General features: G+C 59.6%; 16 protein-coding genes and 1 tRNA gene. 7 read left to right on the top strand and 10 right to left on the bottom strand.

Features of this window, described 5'->3' with window-relative positions:
- Positions 1-86: 86 nt before the first annotated feature.
- The 3 genes from FPT15_RS07910 (at position 87) to FPT15_RS07920 (ending at position 4,664) form a co-directional block, all read left to right on the top strand.
- Positions 87-2,990 carry an aminotransferase gene (locus FPT15_RS07910; protein WP_145159839.1) on the top strand — a complete coding sequence of 968 codons (2,904 nt, stop codon included), beginning with the start codon at positions 87-89 and terminating at the stop codon, positions 2,988-2,990.
- A 120-nt stretch (positions 2,991-3,110) separates the two neighbouring features.
- The gene (gene aguA / locus FPT15_RS07915) at positions 3,111-4,217 is read left to right on the top strand and encodes an agmatine deiminase (RefSeq protein WP_145159841.1); all 1,107 of its coding nucleotides are present in this window, start codon (positions 3,111-3,113) and stop codon (positions 4,215-4,217) included.
- Between the two features lie 234 nt (positions 4,218-4,451).
- Positions 4,452-4,664 (top strand): hypothetical protein, encoded by a 213-nt coding sequence (locus FPT15_RS07920; RefSeq protein WP_145159843.1) that lies wholly within the window; start codon positions 4,452-4,454, stop codon positions 4,662-4,664.
- Positions 4,665-4,747: 83 nt separating this feature from the next.
- On the opposite strand, the gene FPT15_RS07925 is transcribed toward FPT15_RS07920, so the two are convergent.
- Entirely contained in the window at positions 4,748-6,835 is a 2,088-nt protein-coding gene (locus FPT15_RS07925; protein WP_145159845.1) for a TonB-dependent siderophore receptor, read from the bottom strand.
- Between the two features lie 410 nt (positions 6,836-7,245).
- Between FPT15_RS07925 and FPT15_RS07930 the strand changes: the two genes are divergently transcribed.
- Entirely contained in the window at positions 7,246-8,562 is a 1,317-nt protein-coding gene (locus FPT15_RS07930) for an OprD family porin (protein ID WP_106577437.1), read from the top strand.
- Positions 8,563-8,635: 73 nt separating this feature from the next.
- On the opposite strand, the gene FPT15_RS07935 is transcribed toward FPT15_RS07930, so the two are convergent.
- Positions 8,636-10,765 carry a M48 family metallopeptidase gene (locus tag FPT15_RS07935; RefSeq protein ID WP_145159847.1) on the bottom strand — a complete coding sequence of 710 codons (2,130 nt, stop codon included), beginning with the start codon at positions 10,763-10,765 and terminating at the stop codon, positions 8,636-8,638.
- Positions 10,766-10,967: 202 nt separating this feature from the next.
- Here FPT15_RS07935 and FPT15_RS29990 point away from each other — a divergent pair, with 202 nt between their 5' ends.
- Complete coding sequence (locus FPT15_RS29990) at positions 10,968-11,090, top strand: hypothetical protein (protein WP_256676394.1); 123 nt, start codon at positions 10,968-10,970, stop codon at positions 11,088-11,090.
- A gap of 222 nt (positions 11,091-11,312) precedes the next feature.
- Here FPT15_RS29990 and FPT15_RS07940 read toward each other — a convergent pair whose 3' ends face one another.
- The 3 genes from FPT15_RS07940 to FPT15_RS07950 form a co-directional block, all read right to left on the bottom strand.
- Positions 11,313-11,876, bottom strand: a complete 564-nt coding sequence (locus tag FPT15_RS07940) for an acyltransferase (protein WP_145159849.1) — start codon at positions 11,874-11,876, stop codon at positions 11,313-11,315.
- A 193-nt stretch (positions 11,877-12,069) separates the two neighbouring features.
- Positions 12,070-12,145 (bottom strand) — tRNA-Thr (locus FPT15_RS07945).
- A 159-nt stretch (positions 12,146-12,304) separates the two neighbouring features.
- Positions 12,305-12,505 carry a hypothetical protein gene (locus FPT15_RS07950; RefSeq protein ID WP_372241447.1) on the bottom strand — a complete coding sequence of 67 codons (201 nt, stop codon included), beginning with the start codon at positions 12,503-12,505 and terminating at the stop codon, positions 12,305-12,307.
- A gap of 416 nt (positions 12,506-12,921) precedes the next feature.
- Here FPT15_RS07950 and bcsQ (FPT15_RS07955) point away from each other — a divergent pair, with 416 nt between their 5' ends.
- Complete coding sequence (gene bcsQ, locus FPT15_RS07955) at positions 12,922-13,788, top strand: cellulose biosynthesis protein BcsQ (RefSeq protein WP_372241448.1); 867 nt, start codon at positions 12,922-12,924, stop codon at positions 13,786-13,788.
- 185 nt (positions 13,789-13,973) lie between these two features.
- On the top strand, positions 13,974-14,879 hold the full coding sequence (bcsQ, locus tag FPT15_RS07960) for a cellulose biosynthesis protein BcsQ (RefSeq protein WP_145159853.1): 906 nt from the start codon (positions 13,974-13,976) through the stop codon (positions 14,877-14,879).
- 239 nt (positions 14,880-15,118) lie between these two features.
- Here bcsQ (FPT15_RS07960) and FPT15_RS07965 read toward each other — a convergent pair whose 3' ends face one another.
- The 5 genes from FPT15_RS07965 to FPT15_RS07985 form a co-directional block, all read right to left on the bottom strand.
- Entirely contained in the window at positions 15,119-16,306 is a 1,188-nt protein-coding gene (locus FPT15_RS07965; RefSeq protein WP_145159855.1) for a methyltransferase, read from the bottom strand.
- Positions 16,287-16,976 (bottom strand): ABC transporter permease, encoded by a 690-nt coding sequence (locus FPT15_RS07970; RefSeq protein ID WP_145159857.1) that lies wholly within the window; start codon positions 16,974-16,976, stop codon positions 16,287-16,289. Before FPT15_RS07970 ends, FPT15_RS07965 begins: the two co-directional genes overlap by 20 nt.
- Positions 16,976-17,668, bottom strand: coding sequence for an ABC transporter permease (locus FPT15_RS07975; RefSeq protein WP_119738133.1), 693 nt, complete (start codon positions 17,666-17,668; stop codon positions 16,976-16,978). Before FPT15_RS07975 ends, FPT15_RS07970 begins: the two co-directional genes overlap by 1 nt.
- Positions 17,669-17,741: 73 nt before the next feature.
- On the bottom strand, positions 17,742-18,494 hold the full coding sequence (locus tag FPT15_RS07980) for an ABC transporter substrate-binding protein (RefSeq protein WP_003187758.1): 753 nt from the start codon (positions 18,492-18,494) through the stop codon (positions 17,742-17,744).
- A gap of 13 nt (positions 18,495-18,507) precedes the next feature.
- Positions 18,508-19,281 carry an ABC transporter ATP-binding protein gene (locus FPT15_RS07985; RefSeq protein ID WP_106577457.1) on the bottom strand — a complete coding sequence of 258 codons (774 nt, stop codon included), beginning with the start codon at positions 19,279-19,281 and terminating at the stop codon, positions 18,508-18,510.
- Positions 19,282-19,347 lie beyond the last annotated feature (66 nt).

Consider the following 19,347-nt stretch of genomic DNA (forward strand, 5'->3'; position numbering starts at 1 on the left):
CGGCGCAAGCCCGGTATGCGTGAGGGGTTGATTAACAGCCCCGAACAATGGCGATATAGGCGCCTGAAAAAGCAGAGGTCGCCACAATGTTGCTCGCCACATTGATCCATCGTGCCAGTTTGCCTTGCCCACAAATAAGCGCCGATCAAGCCGCGCAATTGCTCGAGCAACATTACGGTTTGACGGGCGCGTTGCAGTCGCTGGGCAGCCAACAAGACCTCAATTACCGAGTTGACAGCGAGCGTGGCCGCTTTGTTCTGAAGATCTGCCGGGGCGACTACGCCGCCGTTGAACTGCAGGCCCAGCACGCCGCCCTCAATGACCTGCAAGCGCACGTGCGCGTGCCCAAGGTGAACCGCGCACTGACCGGGGAAGACCTGCTGACCGTCACCGTGGGCGGGCAAACCGTGCACCTGCGGCTGCTGGACTATATCGACGGCCAGCCCCTGACGAATCTGCCGCACCTGGGCCGTGACGTGATCGCAGGCTTTGGTGAGTTGTGTGGACAGGTCAGCCGCGCACTGGAGCATTTCGAGCACCCGGGCCTGGACCGCACGTTGCAATGGGACCCGCGCCACGCCCATGCACTGATCACGCACCTGCTGGCCAACCTGGATAACCTGCCGCACCGCGACGCCATCGAGCGCGCGGCCAACCACGTACACACGCGTCTTCAGCCTTTGGCCGATCACCTGCCGTGGCAAGCCGTACACCTGGACATCACCGATGACAACGTCGTCTGGCAGCGCGACGCCCAGCGGCATTGGCAGGTCCAGGGCGTAATTGATTTCGGCGACCTGGTGCACACCTGGCGCATTGCCGACCTGTCGGTGACCTGCGCGGCGCTGTTGCACCATGCCGATGGAGACCCGTTTGCCATCCTGCCGGCGATCCAGGCCTGCCACGCGGTGACGCCATTGCAGCGCGAGGAATTACAGGCGTTATGGCCGCTGATTGTGGCGCGCGCGGCGGTGCTGGTGCTCAGCAGCGAACAGCAGCAACGCCTTGATCCTGACAACACTTACCTGCTGAAAAATGCCGAGCACGAGTGGGAAATTTTTCATGTGGCGACCTCGGTGCCGTATGCGCTGATGGAGGCGGCGATCCTGAGCTGTGTCGCAGAAGCGTTGCCGCCGATGGCCGCCCAAGACTTCGCACCGTTGCTGCCGGGCCTTGTGGGACGTGAGTTTGCGCTGATCGACCTGGGTGTACTCAGCCCGCATTTTGAGGCCGGCAATTGGGAGTTGCCCGGCATAGACCGCCGGTTGCTGGATGAAGCGGCGACCGTGCATGGGCTGGCGGCCAGCCGGTATGGGCAATACCGGTTGTCGCGAACGCGCGCCGACAGTGCCGTCGAGCCGCAGACTTTCCCGCTTCACGTGGAATTGCATCTGCCTCACGGCACCGTATTGGAAGCGCCCTTTGGCGGTACGTTGCGCCCAGGCGACGACGGTCTGCTGTGCTTGCATGACGCTCAACTGAGCCTGCGTGTCGGCGGCGTGAAAACCGCGTTGAAAGCGGGCTCGGTGCTGGTGAAGGGGCAACTGCTCGGTGAGGTGCACGCCCCGCTCACCGTACAGTTATGCCGTGCCGAGCTCGAGCCGCCGTTGTTCTGCACGCCGTCCAGGGCGCCGGCGTGGCAAGCCCTCTGCCCGTCGCCGGCCACGTTGCTGGGGCTGGCCTGTGATGCCGAGCCTGAACTGGACCCCGACGCTCTGCTGGCGCGTCGGGACGCCAGTTTCGCTCGCTCGCAGAAGCACTATTACGTCGACCCGCCGCGCATCGAGCGCGGCTGGCGCAACCACCTGATCGACATGCAGGGCCGTTCGTACCTGGACATGCTCAACAACGTCGCCGTGCTGGGCCATGGCCACCCGCGCATGGCGGCGGTGGCGGCGCGGCAATGGTCGCTGCTCAACACCAATTCGCGCTTTCACTATGCGGCGATTGCCGAGTTTTCCGAGCGTTTGCTGGCATTGGCGCCAGAGGGCATGGACCGAGTGTTTCTGGTCAACAGCGGCACCGAGGCCAATGACCTGGCGATTCGCCTGGCCTGGGCCTACAGCGGCGGGCGCGACATGCTCAGCGTGCTGGAGGCGTACCACGGCTGGTCGGTGGCGGCGGATGCGGTGTCGACCTCGATTGCCGACAACCCGCAGGCGTTGAGCAGCCGCCCGGACTGGGTGCACCCGGTGACCGCGCCGAACACCTATCGCGGCGAGTTTCGTGGGCAGGACAGTACGCCGGATTACGTGCGAAGCGTGGAACACAACCTGGCGAAAATCGCCGCGAGTAAACGCCAGTTGGCAGGGTTCATATGCGAGCCGGTCTACGGCAATGCGGGGGGCATTTCCCTGCCGCCGGGTTATTTGCAGCAGGTGTACGCGCGGGTGCGCGCCCAGGGCGGCGTGTGCATCGCCGATGAGGTGCAGGTGGGTTATGGGCGCATGGGCCATTTTTTCTGGGGCTTTGAAGAGCAGGGCGTGGTGCCGGACATCATCACCATGGCCAAGGGCATGGGGAACGGCCAACCGTTGGGCGCGGTGATCACCCGGCGCGAAATTGCCGAGGCGCTGGAGGCCGAAGGGTATTTCTTCTCGTCGTCGGGGGGCAGCCCAGTCAGCTGTCAGATCGGCATGGCCGTGCTGGACGTGATGCAGGAAGAAAAGCTGTGGGAAAACGCCCAGGTGGTGGGCGGGCATTTCAAGGCGCGCTTGGAGCAGTTGATTGATCGTCACCCGCTGGTCGGCGCTGTTCATGGCTCCGGCTTCTATCTGGGGCTGGAGTTGGTGCGCGACCGCCTTACCCTGGAACCGGCCACCGAAGAAACGGCGTTGCTGTGTGACCGGTTACGGGAGCTGGGGATTTTCATGCAGCCTACGGGTGACTACCTCAATATCCTCAAGATCAAGCCGCCGATGGTCACGTCCAAACGCAGCGTGGACTTCTTCGTCGACATGCTGTCGAAGGTGCTGGATGAACAATTGTAATAGTCGATTGTTATCGGTTATCTACCGTATTTCTTTCTGTTTATTGTCTGTTTTCCCTTTTAAAGCCGATTTTTATCCGCTATAAAGTCGATCTTCACCCCATTCGGAGCCCTGAACGCCATGACCACCCTGCACAGCACACCTCGCGCCGATGGCTTCTACATGCCCGCCGAATGGGCTCCACAGACTCAAACCTGGATGATCTGGCCTGAGCGCCCGGACAACTGGCGCCTGGGTGGTAAGCCCGCGCAGGCTGCGCACGTGGCGGTGGCCAAGGCCATCGCGCGCTTTGAGCCGGTGACGGTGGGTGTGTCGGCCGGGCAATACGAAAACGCGCGCGCACGGTTGGACGTGCCGAATATTCGCGTAGTGGAAATGTCCAGCGATGACGCTTGGGTGCGCGACACCGGCCCGACCTTCGTGATCAACAACAGCGGCGAAGTGCGCGGCGTGAACTGGGATTTCAATGCTTGGGGCGGTTTCGACGGTGGCCTCTATGCGCCGTGGAACCGTGACTCGCAGGTGGGCGGCAAGATTCTCGAGATCGAACGTGCGCCGCGCTACCGCACCGAAGGCTTCGTGCTGGAAGGTGGCTCGATCCATGTGGACGGCGAAGGCACGTTGATCACCACCGAAGAATGCCTGTTGAACCGCAATCGCAACCCGCACCTGGATCGCGCGGCCATCGAAGCCGTGCTTAGCGCCAATCTGGCTGTGGACAAGATCATCTGGTTGCCGGACGGCCTGTTCAATGACGAAACCGATGGCCATGTGGATAACTTCTGCTGCTATGTGCGCCCAGGCGAAGTGCTGCTGGCGTGGACCGACGACCCGCAAGACCCGAACTACGCGCGCTGCCACGCTGCCATGGATGTGCTGCAAAGCAGCACTGACGCCCAAGGGCGCGCATTCATAGTGCATAAAATGCCGATCCCGGGGCCGCTGTATGCCACCGAAGAAGAGTGCGCGGGCGTCGACCCGGTGGACGGTAGCCAGGAACGTAACCCGAGCGTGCGGTTGGCCGGTTCCTACGTGAACTTCCTGATCGTCAACGGCGGCATCATCGCGCCAAGCTTCGACGACCCGTTGGACAGTCAGGCCAAGCAGATTCTGCAGAACCTGTTCCCGCAGCACGAAGTGGTGATGGTGCCGGGGCGCGAACTGTTACTGGGTGGCGGCAATATCCATTGCCTGACCCAACAACAGCCGGCGCCGCACAAAAACTGAGTGCAGTTGTAACAGCGTCTTAGCAACAGCGCGGCGCTACCCCTTCATAGCGCTGATAGCAAGCCCGCGGCCCTGCACGGCCGCGGGCTTTTTTGTATCCGAATGCCTATAAATACGGGACATTGGCATAGCTCTTGTATCGGTGTGGTCACAGTGACTCGAGGCGATGACTGCGCAGTTCTGTCACAAACCTTGAGTAAGTTAGCCGCTCACGCAGTAGGAGAGAGCGCTGAAATGAATGCCGATATCAACCTGATCTACACGCGTCCGTTCCACCCCACGCGGGTCAACGGTGATGCGATCCATGCGTTGGCGCTCTGGTTGAAGGCAAACAGCTCGCGGCGGGTCAGGCACGCTGACTTGCGCCGTGTGATGAGTGAACGTTATCCGGCGGGGCTGTTCAGTGAGGATGAAGTGCGCGCGTTGTGTGAATTGTTGAAAAACTGAAGGGCACTGAGATCAGCGATGGCAGCGGGCTTGCCTGCGATGGCATCGCGGCCAAGCCCGCTCGTACATGAGGGTGTCAGGTTTTAGAAACTGTAGGTGCCCGTTACAACCAGGCTACGTGGCTCGCCCGGCTGGATCTGCGCCGCACTGGTGGCCGAAGCGTAATAGTGTTTGTCGGCAATATTGTTCAGCGCCGCGCGTAGGTCCCATTGCTTCTGGCGGAACCCGGCCAATGCGTCCCACCGCCCATAACCTGGCAGCGCCACGGTGTTGAGGTTGTCGGCGTAACGGTCACCCACCAGGGTCAGACCGGTTTCGGCATACCAGCCCATCTCGGGTTTCCAGGTGATAAACAGGCTGGCATTGCGCTTGGCCACATCGCTGATGCGCTTGCCTTCAAAGCCATTGTTGTCCTTCTCGACTTTGGCATCCTGCAGGCCGATGCCACCACGCACATACCAATTGCCGACGAGCTTGCCGGCGGCTGTCAGTTCCACGCCGCGCGAGCGTTGCATGCCGGTGAGCAGGGTGATGGTACGGTCGAGCGGGTCGCTGGTGCGGCGGTTATAAAGCTCAAGCTCGTACACGGCGAGGGTGGTGCTCAGGCGGTCGTCGAGCCAATCGCTCTTCACGCCGATTTCCTTCTGTTTGGTCAGTTCGGGGCTCAGGTCGTTGACGCTGCCAGCGGCATTGGGCGTGATACCGATCAGGCCACCGCCCGCAGGGGAGAAGGTTTTGCTCCACGAGGCATAAAACGAGTGATGTTCCAGCGGCGTCCATACCAGGCCGACGCGCGGGCTGGCGCTGCGGCTATCGACAGCTTGGCGGGTGTTGAGCACCTTGCTGGTGGTGTCCACTTCGAAATGGTCATACCGCAGGCCTGCCAGCAGTTGCCATTGATCGTTGAGGCGCAGTTGGTCCTGCACGTACACAGCGCGACTTTCTACTTCCGTGTGGTTGTAACTTGAAAGACTCATCGGCCCGTTGTGGCTCAGGTGGCGGTTGGGCTGGTTGAGATCCAGGCTCGGCACGGCTTGGCCGCCACGGTTGACGGCGGTGGCGGTATACAGCTTCGGGTCGCGGCGCTGGCTGCCCAGCTCCAGGCCGGTGAGCAGGCGGTGCTCCAGGCCGAAGGTGTCGAAAGCGCCTTCCAGCTCGAGGTTGTTGAAAACGTTGCGGGTGGTCAAATCCTGCTGCCAGCGCTGGCGCGTGACCCTGTTGGTTTTCGGGTCGTAGCCGGTCTGGTAGGTGTTGTCGAAATCGCTGTCGAGCTTGAACACGCCCAAGGTGTGGCGCAGTTGCCAGTTGGCGTTGAGTTCATAGGCGAGCCTGGAGCGCAGGGACTGAGACTTGTCGTCGATGTAATCGCGGCTATCAAAATAGGTGGCGCTACGGCTCACGTCTGCCGGGCGCCCGTTGACCCCGGGAATACCGCGGTCCGGCGTGCGGTTGTAGCGGCTGTATTCGTATTGCACCAGCCAATTGAGGTCCGGCGTCAGTTGCCAGCTCATCGACGGCGCAAACAGTTGGCGATTGCCACTGACGCCGTCGCGGAAACTGTTGTTGTCCTGGTTGCCCATGTTCAGGCGCAGGCTGATGTCGTCTGTGGGGTCGGTGCTGAGGTCGGCATACAGGCTGCGCAAATCATCGCTGCCGCCCTGGGCTTCGATGCTGGAGGTGTGACCCGCGGTGGGCAATTTGCTCACGCGGTTGACGATCCCGCCCTGACCGCCGCGCCCGTACAGCACGGCTGCCGGGCCTTTGAGCACCTCAATGCGTTCGATGTTATGCAGGTCGCGCACGTACTGGCTGTCGTCGCGAATGCCGTCCAGGTAGAAGTCGTTGCTTGCGTCGAAACCACGAATGCGCAGGCTGTCAAAGCGCGTGTCGGCGCCGCTGCTCACGTTGGGAATGCCGCTTAACGCCTGGCCCAGATCGTTGGTGCCGTAGGCGCGCAGGGTTTCGGTTTTTACCGAATCGATGGCCTGCGGCACATAACGCACAGACGTGGCAGTGCGGGTGGCGGTGTGGGTCTCTTTGACGCGTGGGTCGTCTTCGTCAACTTCGGTGCTGATCGAGGTTTCCGGCAAAATCGTTGCGGCGCAGGCAAAACCAGCAGACAGCAGAGCAGAAAGCCCAAGGGTGATGGGCGTCAGGCGAGAGACAGGCATGAAGGAATCTATCCAAAAAGTTCGGGAAGGAATGTGCACGTTAATGTTAATGCTTTGCATTTGCGCGCGTTATGCATTCCCAAAAATGTAGGCTCTGGAAAGTGTTACTCGATGTGTTTTTTTTGCGGTTCTGAGTGATTTTCTGTCTTTCATGCAGGCGCTGTAGGCCGTTGCTTAGAATTATTTCGCCTAAATACAGACGATTCACGAAATTGACACATAGTTCAACGCGCGCATAGGATTGCGCCCAACGCCTGTGGCTAACCGCCATGACTTATCCAATAAAAAAAGGCCCGCGGCAGTTCAGTCGTCCGCGGGCTTTGTTTTTTCCGGAAAAAGTCGACACCAGAAAAGCGACACGGAGCCTGGTGTCACAGCGCGTACTCAACCAGTAATAAGGAATATAAGAAATGTTGAAGCAACGGATGGGTCTGATCGCTCTGGGGATTTTGAGCGCTACTCAGGCAATGGCAAACGACCAGGAGCAATCCAAGGGTTTTGTTGACGACAGCCACCTGAACATCGCAGCACGTAACGCCTACATCAGCCGTGACTACAAAAACGGCAAGCAAGACAAAGCCGAATGGGGCCAGGGCTTCATCGGTAAGTTCGAATCCGGCTTCACCCAAGGCACCGTCGGTGTGGGTGTGGACGTGATCGGCCAATACGCCATTCGCCTGGATGGTGGCCGAGGCCGCGCTGGTGCGGGCGGTATCGACTTCTTTAAAGAAGGCGCAGCCACCACGCGCGCGGATGGCACCACTCGCAACGGCGCACCGGCCGACGATTTGGCCAAGGGCGGCGCAGCCGTCAAATTCCGGGTTTCCAACACTGTGCTGAAGTACGGTGATCAGTTCCCGGCAGTCCCTGTTCTGCAGTACGACAACTCCCGCCTGTTGTCGGAAACCTACACGGGTACCTCGATCGTTTCCAAAGAGATCGCCGGCCTGCAACTGGACGCTGGTCACTTCACCAAGGAAGCGCGCAAGAGCGCCGAAGGCACCGACAGCGGTCGCCTGAAAAGCATTGATTACATCGGTGGTAGCTACAAATTCACCGAAAGCCTGTCGGCCGCGCTGTACGCCTCCGACATGCAAGACGTGCTGAAGAAGCAATACGTCAACGTCAACTACGTACTGGCCCTGCCAGAGAAGCAATCGTTGACCTTCGACTTCAACGGCTACAAAACCAAGCTGGACAAGAGCTTCGCCCTGGAAAACCAAGGTGACGCCGACGCCCGCGACAACAAAATCTGGAGCCTGGGCGCGACCTGGGCGGTTGGCCCGCACAGCTTCACCGTTGCTCACCAGCGCAGCACCGGCGACACCGGTTATCTGTACGGCGGCTACCGCAACGCTGGCGGCATCGGCGATGGCGGCAACACCATCTTGCTGGCCAACTCCTACTGGTCCGACTTCAACGGTAAGGACGAGCGCTCCTGGCAAGCAGGCTACGGCCTGGACTTCAGCGCCTTCGGCGTGCCTGGCTTGACCTACAACATTGCTTACGTGCGCGGCACCAACATTGACGACGGTTCCAACCGCGGCAGTGGCACCGAGCGTGAAATCTTCAACCAGTTCAAATACGTCGTTCAAAGCGGCCCAGCCAAAGACCTGAGCCTGCGCGCTCGTGCGTCCTGGTTGCGCGTCTCCAGCAACGCCAGCAACTACAACGTAGGCGGTAACGAAATCCGTCTGTTCGCCGACTACCCGATCAACGTTTTCTAATTGATTTGGCGTCGCGCCTGATTTCAGGCGATAAAAAACCCCGACTGGTTCGGGGTTTTTTTATGCCTGCACTTCAATCTGGGCGGTTGTGCAAAATTTTGCGGGCGAGGGAGGCATTCAGGTAGTTGAGCATCATTGCCAACCCTTCGTAGGGCTCGATTTTCTGGTTATCGATGCACAGTTGCGCCATCTGCAGCAGCACTTGGCGTTTCTTCTTGTTGACCCGCGCTCCAGGTACGCCGAACGCGGTTTTACGTCGCTCGGGTAATGGCGCTTCGGGCGTCAGTTCTACCGTGACCCACACGCCTTGGGCAAATTGCAGGCTGACATCGGCGATGTGTTCGATGGGCAAGGGGTGCGTCAGGTTGGCGAACACAAAATGCTCCGGCGTCAGACGCAGCGCGGTTTGCGGTGCGCGCTTGAAGCGGCGGATGCCCATCCATAAAAAGATCAGCGAGATGCTGCCGATCGCCGCGCCGGCGCCCACGGCCGACAGCGGGGTGCCTTTCAATTTTTCCGGGGAAAGCCAGGGCCGACTCATGATGGCCAACCCCAGCAACACAAACGGCACTGCCAACACCGCCATCAGCGTGCCGCGCCACCGGCCGCCTTCATGCAGCGAGCATTCGCCTGTAGTGGACGTGACCATGCTTTCCAACAGCTCGGTTTGCTCAGTGTTTTCGGCCTCTGCCAGCGCATTCAGATCGCGGGAAAGTTGTACTCGCACGCTAAGCGGAGCGCTGAAACACGCATCGATCTGCGCATTCGCAGCGTCTACATCCACCGCACGCGTGGCGCGGTGCACGGCGTCTTCCACGTGCACTTGTAAGGCTTGCAGGCGTTCGCCATTTGAGGGGTGAGAGTCGGTCGGGTGCGGTTGGTGAATGTCCAGCGCTTCGGGCGGCAGCTGCAAGGGTGTGTCGCGCAATGCGGTCAGCACCGCGCCGGGCAAGTCATCCTCTGTGGCCGTGTCACAGAGCGTCAGCAAAGCCTGCTCGATGTGGGCATGCAGTACCGAGATTCGCAACAACGCCGAGGCCGCCGCCGCATTGCCCACCAATCGCGCGCCGGCAGCGTCCGCCAGTAACTCGCGTTCTCGGCTCCAGTGATTCACTGCGTGATCGAACCGCTGCATGAAAAACAGGCCGAACATGAACGAAGGGCGCATGAGCCAACCCTGGATCAGGTCGCTGGCCTGCATGGTTTCCAGCAGTGCCCGCAGGCTGCGGTCGACGCCGTCGTAGATCGGCAGAAAATGCAGGCTGTACTCGGTGTCCTCACCCACAAAGTGCGCCAGCTCGTGGCCGATCACCGCGCCGATTTCTTCGCGGTTCAGCAGGCCCAGGTGCAGCAACGGCACATGCAGGGTGCGCCCGCTCAATCGCGTTTCGGCGGGCATTACATTGGCTTCGCTGGAGGTCACGTAAAAGCCCTGGGCCAGGCTCACCACAATATGATCCGGCGCCAATGCACCCAGTTGGCCGGCCAGTTCGCGTACGTGGCGCCATAACCCGGGTGCCTGCTGCGGTGTAACGACCTGCCCGAACATCTGCAACGGTTCGGGCTTGAACATCCCCAGCATGTTGCGCAGTTGTTTAAGCAGCGACCAGATTGAATACACACTGAAGGCGGCCAACACACCCAGTGTTGCCATCAACTTGACTTCGCCGCTGCCCAGGCGCCCCACATGCCACATCGCCAGGCCTTCATAAATCAGCACCAACGCCAACGTCGCGGCCATTGCCACCACATGGCTCACCAGCCCGTAGGGCAACAGCCGGCTGCCCAGGGAGAACACCTGCAGCAATTTCTCCCGCGACTGCTGCGCGCGTTGCCCTGCCCACTGGGTGCCGGCCAGCGCGGCCAGGCCGATGCACGCCGCGAGCAACCCCAGGCCGATCACCCACGGTGCCAGTTCGCGCAGGGCGAGGTTTACGCGATGAGCAGTTGGCAGCTCGGCTTCAACGTTATCCAGGCGTGAGAGCGCCAGTTGCACGCTGATTTTCTCTTTGCCCAGGTCGACCAGCGCCGTTGGATTTCGCGCCGCCAGCGCCTGCAACTGCTGTTTGGTAGCGTTCACCTTGGCGCTGTAAACGATGATGTCCGTGGTCGCCTCGGCGGCACGCTGGCGCTCCCAGCCACCGAGGGCGGCGAGCAACAGGGGAAAGATGACGAGCAGGCAGATCAGTTTCAGGGCGTTCATGGAAGTCCGGTCACAACGCAGAGGTGTCGGTTATACCGAAAAAAGCGTCAGGCGAGTTACATGAAGGTATTACCTCATGCATCTGTTACACCGCATCACTAATGAAGTGCTCCAGCCCACCTTTATCCCTATCAGGCGCACGCCTAAATTAGCCCCACTTGCCCGCCCATCACCTCGACGGACGGCTACTGGAGCCACTGCCATGCCCTTTGTCAGCCTGCGCATCACCCGCGATAGCACCCCGGCCACCACATTCACACCCTATTGCCCAGCATTGCAGGGCGACTCCAACACCTTCACCGGCTATACCATCACCAAGGGGTGACGCCTGGGGAGGTTAATACGGGCGGATTTGTTGCAGTTATTGGTGAGACTCCCCTATCGAGTGAGAGCTACCGCGTTCGTTGGTTTAACGACTGCGTGGCGCTTTTCGCGCCTGCCTCAAAATCGGGTTCTCAGGCTCGGTCGCTGAGTTCGCAGCCGAGCGTCAGCCGTGTCGAGACCGCCAGGCAACACTCCGCGAGGTTCATCACGGCATGAAACTGCTCTACGCCATTGTTGCAGCGCTTTCCTGGTGTCGGGACTTTCGATGCACATAGTTCAGTGCAGGCTTCTCGATAAACAGCCACGACAAGGTGGCCAGCACGATCACAACTGCCGCAGTTGCCAGCATTGAAGCGTAGAAGCTCAGTGCCGTCGTATTGATCATGAGTTGCTGCACGGGGAAGGCGTAGAGATACATCCCATACGAAATATCGAATCGAGATTTAATGATTCGGTCTTTGCACAACGTCCCAAGTGACAGCACCAGAAGACTTACCCCGATACTTGCAAGCACCATAACCAACGGTGTGTTCAGGGAGACCAGAATAAGTGCTGCCGACAGAATGCCGATCAATAGTTTCGCTTTCGCGCTGCTGAATGCAGCTCGATAGAAATACAGCGAAGACCCTACGAAGAATGCAATCCCAACGGTTGAGTACACCAGTAGCTTCGGCGCCATCGGGTGTGCTGACGTGCTGCATAGGTAGGTGGTTATGCAAAAGGCAAGTGCGATGATCAGCGGCACGGTTGCCCTGCGCAATACCAGTAGCGCCAACGCGAGCAGCACGTAGCAGCCAAACTCAATTTTCAGCCGGACCAAAAGCTATTGATAGGGGATGAGGCCTCAGCCAAGGGCGCAAATGAGCGCAGAGACGAACGACATCACAGTCGATGTGGCCAGCTGTGTGTGTAGCGAGGGCGCTGATGCTTACGCCAGAAACAACAAAGCCCTCACATTGCTGTGAGGGCTTCGTCTTATATGGTGCCGGCACCAGGAGTCGAACCCGGGACCTACTGATTACAAGTCAGTTGCTCTACCAACTGAGCTATACCGGCGTGTTAGGGCGACGATTATAGCGATTGGCAAGCATCTGTAAACCCCTGAATTCTGACTATTTTTGCAGAGGCGAAGGTTTTTTTGCGATCACTGCTTTTTCGTCGTCTCCGGGCCCTCAAATCAGCCTCAATTTCCGTCCCCGCAAGTGTCGGTAAATTTCATGTACTCCAACACCTGTGTCCGGCCTTTCGAATCCAGGTAGGCATTCGCGCATTCACCACACCGCAGCCTGAGCGGGCGTCTTCGGTGGTCGACAGTACGCGCTGGATGTCCGGCTTCTGGCTTGCGTCGGCATGGGCGCCGAAGGTCAAGGCAAGCAGGCCTAGGGCGATGCAGTGTTTCCAGTTGTTCGGGTTCATGGTGTCGTCCTCTGGGGCGTCAACGGTGGAGGGAGGTCATTGAATGCCTTGCAGGTATCTTGGCTGTGTCTCGTTATGTGTTGGCCTGAGGTTTATGTACTCGCTGATACAAAAGAGGTTTGAGAGCGTTTGTCATGAGTTAAAGGTTGATCAAAAAACGCACAACAAATTCTTAGTATGTTGATTTAAAACATAATATTTTGGTTCCGGCTTAAAGCCATAAAAATGGCGCCATGCCGCTCATCTGAAAGAAATTCGTTACAAACACCAAAATACTGACACCATTAGTGTGATATCACACAATGCGCGCCTTAATTGATCAGCGATTAGAACGGGAGGAGCAGTCAGTGGGGCGTGCAGATCACATTTCAAAACTTTACACCGCGCTGGCTGAACCCTCTTTGCGCGAGCCCTCGGTGGCCGAGCCTTTACAGCGTTTGCTGGATCAATTGAACCAAGGCACGGCCGCCTCTGTTCCCCCACCCCAAGTAGTCGAAAGCCCGGATGGCGAGGTGTATTCGCCTGCCTTGGCGCCCAAGGTGGTGGTGGTTGTTTCTGCTACCGGCGGCGTGGGGCGCAGCACGTTGGCCGCCGCGCTTGCCAGCGGTTTGCAGCGTCAGGGGCATCCAGCGCTGGCGCTGGACCTGGACCCGCAAAACGCGCTGCGTCATCACTTGTGCCCGGGGTTTGATCTGCCTGGCCTGGGGGCGACCAGCTTGCTCAATCAAACCTGGCACGCCTTGCCCAAACGAGGGTTTGCCGGGTGCCGGCTGGTCAGCTTTGGTGAAACCGACGCCGTGCAGCAACAAAGCCTGAATCGTTGGCTGGGGCAGGATCTCGAATTTCTCGGCAAGCGTTTGGCCGGCCTCGGGCTCAATGGCCAGGACACGGTGGTCATCGACGTCCCCGCGGGCAACACGGTGTATCTCGGCCAGGCAATGTCGGTGGCGGATGCGGTGCTGGTGGTGGTTCAGCCGGACGCGGCTTCGTTTCGCCGATTGGCCAAGATGGACGAAGTACTTGCGCCCTACCTTGCAAGTGAATCGCCGCCTCAACGGTTTTACGTGATCAATCAGGTGGACGGCGGTCACGCGTTCAGCCAGGACATGGCGGGCGTTTTCAAATTGCGCCTGGGTGATGCCGTGTTGGGCACTGTTCAACGCGATCCCTCGTTCAGCGAGGCGCAGGCTTACGGGCGAGACCCGCTTGACCCCGTGCTTGACAGCGCCGGATGCCAGGACGTGAATGCGCTGTGTCGGGCGTTGAGCGCGAGAATGCGCTAAAGGCGCACGGCCATTTATTTGACTATTTACCGTTTGTCTAAAAAGCAGCCAGTCAAAACATCAAAATAATGACACTTCGCCACGCCTGTCACAGAATGCGTCACTAAGACGCCAATAATAAGACCTGCGGTAAGTGCCTGCTTGCCGAACTTCACGTCTTTACGATGCGTCGTGAGGAGTAGGCCATGAGCCTGAGTGAAGAGCTTTTGACGTTGTTCGGCAAAAACGTCACCCACGATGCCCAAGGCATCAATGCGCGCATGCACTTTTTCGGCAGCGTGCCTGCTGACCCATCCCCCCACGCACACGCTCACGCCGTTGATCTCGCAGCACTGCGCCCGAAAATCGTCGCGCTGGTGTCGATGAATGGGGGTGTCGGCCGAAGCACCTTGGCCACAGCCCTGAGCAGCGGCCTGCAGCGTCATGGCGAATCAGTAGTGGCGCTGGACCTGGACCCGCAGAACGCCTTGCACCATCACTTTGGCGTCAGTGCGGCGCTTCCCGGTATCGGCCGCACCAGCCTGGAGCATGGGCAGTGGAGCCCATTGCAACAGCTCGGTTTCGCCGGTTGCCAAGTGCTTACCTTTGGCGATATCGATGTTCAGCAGCAGGAAAATCTCGAGCGCTGGCTCAAACACGAGCCGACCTGGCTGGCTCAACGCCTCCTATCGCTGGGCCTGAGCGAGCGGCAAACGGTGATCATCGATACGCCAGCTGGCAACAACGTCTACTTTCATCAAGCGCTGAACGTTGCCGACGTGGTGTTGGTGATTGTGCAGGCGGATGCCGCGTGCCTTGGCACGCTCGATCACTTGGATGTATTGCTTACGCCGCACCTTGCCGGTGAACGCCCGCCTGCCGTGCATGTGGTGGTCAATCAGGTGGATGAGAGCAATGCTTTCAGCCTGGACATGGTTGAGGCCTTCAAACAGCACCTCGGCAAGGCTCCGCTGGAGGTTCACCGTGACATGGCGATCAACGAGGCGCTGGCGTTTGCTGCCGACCCGTTGGATAACGTTGCGAAACACCTGGCCAGCGACGATATCAACGAAATTTGCCAGCTGCTGAAGGCGCCCAAAAGAACGGCTTAAGCGTGGTTTATACGCTATACGCCAGATGCTTATGCACAATCGGTTGGTCGCGGGTGTCACGAAACAGCCATTTTGTGGAGCCGTTCTCAACACGCTGCAACTGCCTGTTTTGCGTGCACTTTATAATGTGAACAAAAAATGACCAGCTTGGCTTTTGGCCTGTAGCGCTGATAGTTACAGCGCTCGTAAAGAATTCATCAACAGACTTATCCACAGGGCGCGTGTAGGAAATTTGCCCCTTAATCGCGCTCAGCCACCACCATCAAATTGCGCGGGGTCAGCGTGGCGTCGCAGAAGCTGCCTATCTCAACGTTATAGCCCTGTTCGAGCAGAAAAAGTGCCCGGTCCAGCACCAGCCACATTTCCAATGGGCGCCGAAACAACCCACGGACCAGCTCCAGGTTTCTGACCTCGGCCAGCCGGCGCCAGCCCTGCGCTTCCAGCGCCTGCCAATCCTGTTCACCTGTGGATAAGCCCTTGAGGCTCGCCAGCGCTTGGCAATAGTCTGCGAAAGGTTGATCCAGCCAGCGGGCGGGCAAGGAAGGCGTGGGCAAATAGTCGTCGCTGCCACGCAATTGCCGCTGTAACTGATCGAAGCCCAGGCGTCGGGCCATGGAGATATCCCGTTGCAGGCGTACGCGGTTGCCGGCAGTCACGGTTTCGCTCAACGGCAGGCCCAGGTCATCAATCGACAGCCGCAATTGCGACGCGCGTGCGGCGCCGGATACGGCTTGATAGCTGTCGGCGTTGATGCGGTTGTAACAGCAGGGCGCCAGTGCCAGTTGCTTGCAACCGGCCGCGCTGGCCAGTTGCAGCAGGCGCACGTGCAGGTCGCCGCAGGCATGCAGGGCGACGGGTGTGTGTTCGGGGCTGAGTGCTACCTGGGCCATTACGTCTTGCAGGCGATGAGTGACGGGCAAGCGGTGGTGATCGCTTAATGCCTGGCCGGAGGCAATCAGCGCCGGGTCGTATTCCAGGCATGTCAACTGCTGGCCGGGTTGCAGCAGGCGGCGGCCAAGATGGCCTTTGCCGGCGCACCAGTCCAGCCAATGGCCGGGCGTGTGGGTGAAATTGAGTGCGGCGCCGAAGGCTTCGATCTGTTGCCACTTACGACCCGGTACGTCGACATTCAGTCGATGACGCGCCGGCCCTAGCGCCTGTGTCGGTAACCTGTCCACAGCACTGAGCTGCAGCGCCTGTTCGGCCAACTGTGGAAAAGGCGCGGGCGCCGGCAGGGCGTGAGGCCAGTTGTGACAGCTTTCGGCATCGGCCAAAGTGCGCTGGCGTAACCAATGGCCAAGCTCGGGATACTCGCGTTCCCAGGGTAATTGCAGATGCGTGAAGGGCCGTGGTCGCCACAGCCCTTGGTGCTCGATCAGGAACGCATCCAGCGCCGCGAAGCGCGCCTCAACGTCCCTGGCAAGCATCGACGCGCAACCAGCGTTCGAGCAGTTTGAAGCCGCGTACCAGGATGTAGGAAATCAGCAGGTAGAACACGCCGGCGGTGAAGAACATCTCAACCGTCAGGTAGTTGCGCGCAATGATGGTCCTGGCCATACCGGTCAGTTCCAGCAAGGTCACTGTGCTCGCGAGGGAGCTTGCCTTGAGCATCAAAATGACTTCGTTGCTGTAGGCCGGCAGGCCGATACGGGCCGCACGCGGCAGGATGATATAGAACAGCGTTTTCGGCTTGGACATGCCCAGCGCGCGAGCTGCTTCGATTTCGCCCGGCGGGATAGCCTGGATGGCGCCGCGCAGGATCTCGGCGATATAAGCCGCCGTGTGCAGGGTCATGGTGGCCGTGGCACACCAGAAAGGGTCGCGCAGATACGTCCACATGAAGCTTGTGCGCACGGCGTCGAATTGGGCCAGTCCGTAATAGACCAGGAACAACTGCACCAGCAACGGGGTGCCGCGAAAGAAGAAGATATACGCGTAGGGCAGCGAACGCACATACCAGCGCTTGGACGAGCGAGCGATGCCCAGCGGGATCGCCAGGATCAGCCCGAGAATCACGGCGATGCCAACCAGTTCCAGGGTCAGAATGGCGCCCTGGATAAACTTCGGCAGCCACTTATAGATGACTTCCCATTCCATTACGTCGTCCTCACGAAGCCGCGGGCGGCGCGTTTTTCCAGCACGTGCATAGCGACCATCGACAGCGACGTCAGGCCCAGGTAAATGAACGCGGCGACCAGATAGAAGGTGAACGGCTGTTTGGTGACGGTGACCGCGATCTGGGCGTGGCGCATGATTTCTTCCAGGCCAATAACCGTGACCAGCGCGGTGTCTTTCATCAGGATCAGGAACAAATTGCCCAGGCCCGGCAGGGCGATGCGCCACATCTGCGGCATGATCAGGCGGGTGAAGATGCGAAACTTCGACAGGCCCAATGCCACACCGGCTTCGCGATGGCCCTTGGGAATAGCGATGATCGCGCCACGTAACACCTCGGTGGCGTAGGCCCCGAAACACAGGCCCAAGGCGATCACGCCGGCCGCGAAAGCGCTGAGCGACAGGTCGGGAATGTCGAGCATTTCACCCAGGCTGCGCATCGCGTTGATCGTGCCGAAATAAATCAGCAACACCCACAGCAGTTCCGGCACGCCGCGAACGATGGTCGAGTAAACGCCGCCAAGCCATTGCAACGGCTTGTAGGGCGATGTCTTGGCCAAGGCGCCGGCAAGGCCCAGCACCAGCCCCAGGCATAAAGCCGTGAGCGCCAGTTTGACGGTCATCAGCGCGCCGGCGGCGAGCGCCGGGCCGAATCCGTAGAGATCGAAATTCATGGTGTTTTCATATCGCGGCAGGCATTGCTAAAAGCCGACGCCCTCAAGCAGCGCGTCGGGCAGGCCGTTCAGATCATTCGATGCTGAACGGGAAGTACTTGTCGTTGATCTTTTTGTAGGTGCCGTCTGCCTTGATCTCTGCCAAAGCTTTGTTCAGGCGCTCGCGCAGCGGGTCGCCCTTGCGTACGGCGATACCGATCTTGTCGCTTTCTACAACGGGGTCGCCCTTGAATTCATAGGCCGAACCGTCTTTGCTCTTGAGCCATTCGTACTGCACGTATTTGTCGGCGAGGATGCCGTCCAGGCGGCCGGACGTCAGGTCGAGGTAGGCGTTTTCCTGGGTGTCATAAAGCTTGGCCTCGGTGTCCGGCAGCTTGTCTTCCAGGTAAGTACCGGCCAGCGTCGCGCGCTGTGCACCGATGACCTTGCCCTTCAGGTAGGCCGCGTCGGTCTTGAAGTCCGCAGTCGCTTTAGGCGCGATGAATTGCAGCTTGTTGGAGTAGTACGGGTCGGTGAAGTCGACGGCCTGCTTGCGCTCATCGGTGATCGACAGCGAGGACACCAGGAAGTCGAACTTCTTGGCGTTCAGGGCCGGGATGATGCCGTCCCAGTCGGACACATACACTTCGCACTTCTCGACTTTCATCTTCGCGCACAGGGCGTCGCCGATGTCTTTGTCGAAGCCGACGACGTTGCCACTGGCGTCTTTATTGTTGAAGGGCGGGTAGGCCGCTTCGATCCCCATCTTCAAGGTTTCTGCCATGGCCGTGGCGCTGAACGCCATCGAAACGGCCGCGGCCAGAAGGAATTTTTTATAGTTCTGCATGCATGTTGCTCCGTTAGCGGTTGCTGGACATGAATTGTTTGCAGCGCGCCGAAAGCGGGTTTTCAAACACCTGCTGTGGCGATCCTTGCTCTTCGACCAGGCCCTGGTGCAGGAACACCACTTCACTGGACACCTGACGGGCAAAGCCCATTTCATGGGTGACCAACAGCATGGTGCGGCCTTCTTCGGCCAGCGCGCGGATCACATTAAGTACTTCCTGGACCATTTCCGGGTCAAGCGCCGATGTCGGCTCGTCGAACAGGATGACCTTGGGCTGCATGGCCAGGGTGCGCGCAATGGCCGCCCGTTGCTGCTGACCACCGGACAGTTGCGCAGGGTAGGCGTGGCGCTTGTCGGCGATGCCGACCTTGGCCAGCAAGGCTTCGGCCACTTCCGTGGCTTCGGCTTTGCTTTGGCCGAGCACACGGCGGGGCGCCTCGATGATGTTGTCGAGGATGCTCATGTGCGGCCACAGATTAAAATTTTGAAACACAAAACCGATTTCGCTGCGCAGGCGGTTGATCTGTTTGCCGTCGGCGGCCATCAGCTCGCCGTTTTTCGCGGCCTTGAGCTTGAGTTCTTCGCCGGCGACCAGGATCTGTCCCTGGTGCGGGTTTTCCAGCAGGTTGATGCATCGCAGGAAGGTGGACTTGCCGGAACCGGAGGAACCCAGGATCGAGATCACGTCGCCGTCGCGGGCGGTCAGCGAGATACCTTTAAGTACCTCAAGCTCACCATAGCGTTTATGCAAGTTGCGGATTTCAAGCGCGGGCGCGGCCTCGGCCATGTGCGGTCCTCATTGTGTTCATTGCATTCCTGCTGTTGGGCCGCCTTCCTGGCGAGGCGCCAAGCT

The sequence above is a fragment of the Pseudomonas sp. RGB genome, assembly GCF_007713445.1.
Taxonomy (GTDB): Bacteria; Pseudomonadota; Gammaproteobacteria; order Pseudomonadales; family Pseudomonadaceae; genus Aquipseudomonas.

Excerpts from the sequence above, each read along its gene's own strand:
- FPT15_RS07910 (WP_145159839.1), top strand. The coding sequence starts at position 87 with ATGTTGCTCGCCACATTGATCCATCGTGCCAGTTTGCCTTGCCCACAA.
- aguA (WP_145159841.1), top strand. The coding sequence starts at position 3,111 with ATGACCACCCTGCACAGCACACCTCGCGCCGATGGCTTCTACATGCCC.
- FPT15_RS07920 (WP_145159843.1), top strand. The coding sequence starts at position 4,452 with ATGAATGCCGATATCAACCTGATCTACACGCGTCCGTTCCACCCCACG.
- FPT15_RS07925 (WP_145159845.1), bottom strand. The coding sequence starts at position 6,835 with ATGCCTGTCTCTCGCCTGACGCCCATCACCCTTGGGCTTTCTGCTCTG.
- FPT15_RS07930 (WP_106577437.1), top strand. The coding sequence starts at position 7,246 with ATGTTGAAGCAACGGATGGGTCTGATCGCTCTGGGGATTTTGAGCGCT.
- FPT15_RS07935 (WP_145159847.1), bottom strand. The coding sequence starts at position 10,765 with ATGAACGCCCTGAAACTGATCTGCCTGCTCGTCATCTTTCCCCTGTTG.
- FPT15_RS29990 (WP_256676394.1), top strand. The coding sequence starts at position 10,968 with ATGCCCTTTGTCAGCCTGCGCATCACCCGCGATAGCACCCCGGCCACC.
- FPT15_RS07950 (WP_372241447.1), bottom strand. The coding sequence starts at position 12,505 with ATGAACCCGAACAACTGGAAACACTGCATCGCCCTAGGCCTGCTTGCC.
- bcsQ (WP_145159853.1), top strand. The coding sequence starts at position 13,974 with ATGAGCCTGAGTGAAGAGCTTTTGACGTTGTTCGGCAAAAACGTCACC.
- FPT15_RS07965 (WP_145159855.1), bottom strand. The coding sequence starts at position 16,306 with ATGCTTGCCAGGGACGTTGAGGCGCGCTTCGCGGCGCTGGATGCGTTC.
- FPT15_RS07970 (WP_145159857.1), bottom strand. The coding sequence starts at position 16,976 with ATGGAATGGGAAGTCATCTATAAGTGGCTGCCGAAGTTTATCCAGGGC.
- FPT15_RS07975 (WP_119738133.1), bottom strand. The coding sequence starts at position 17,668 with ATGAATTTCGATCTCTACGGATTCGGCCCGGCGCTCGCCGCCGGCGCG.
- FPT15_RS07980 (WP_003187758.1), bottom strand. The coding sequence starts at position 18,494 with ATGCAGAACTATAAAAAATTCCTTCTGGCCGCGGCCGTTTCGATGGCG.
- FPT15_RS07985 (WP_106577457.1), bottom strand. The coding sequence starts at position 19,281 with ATGGCCGAGGCCGCGCCCGCGCTTGAAATCCGCAACTTGCATAAACGC.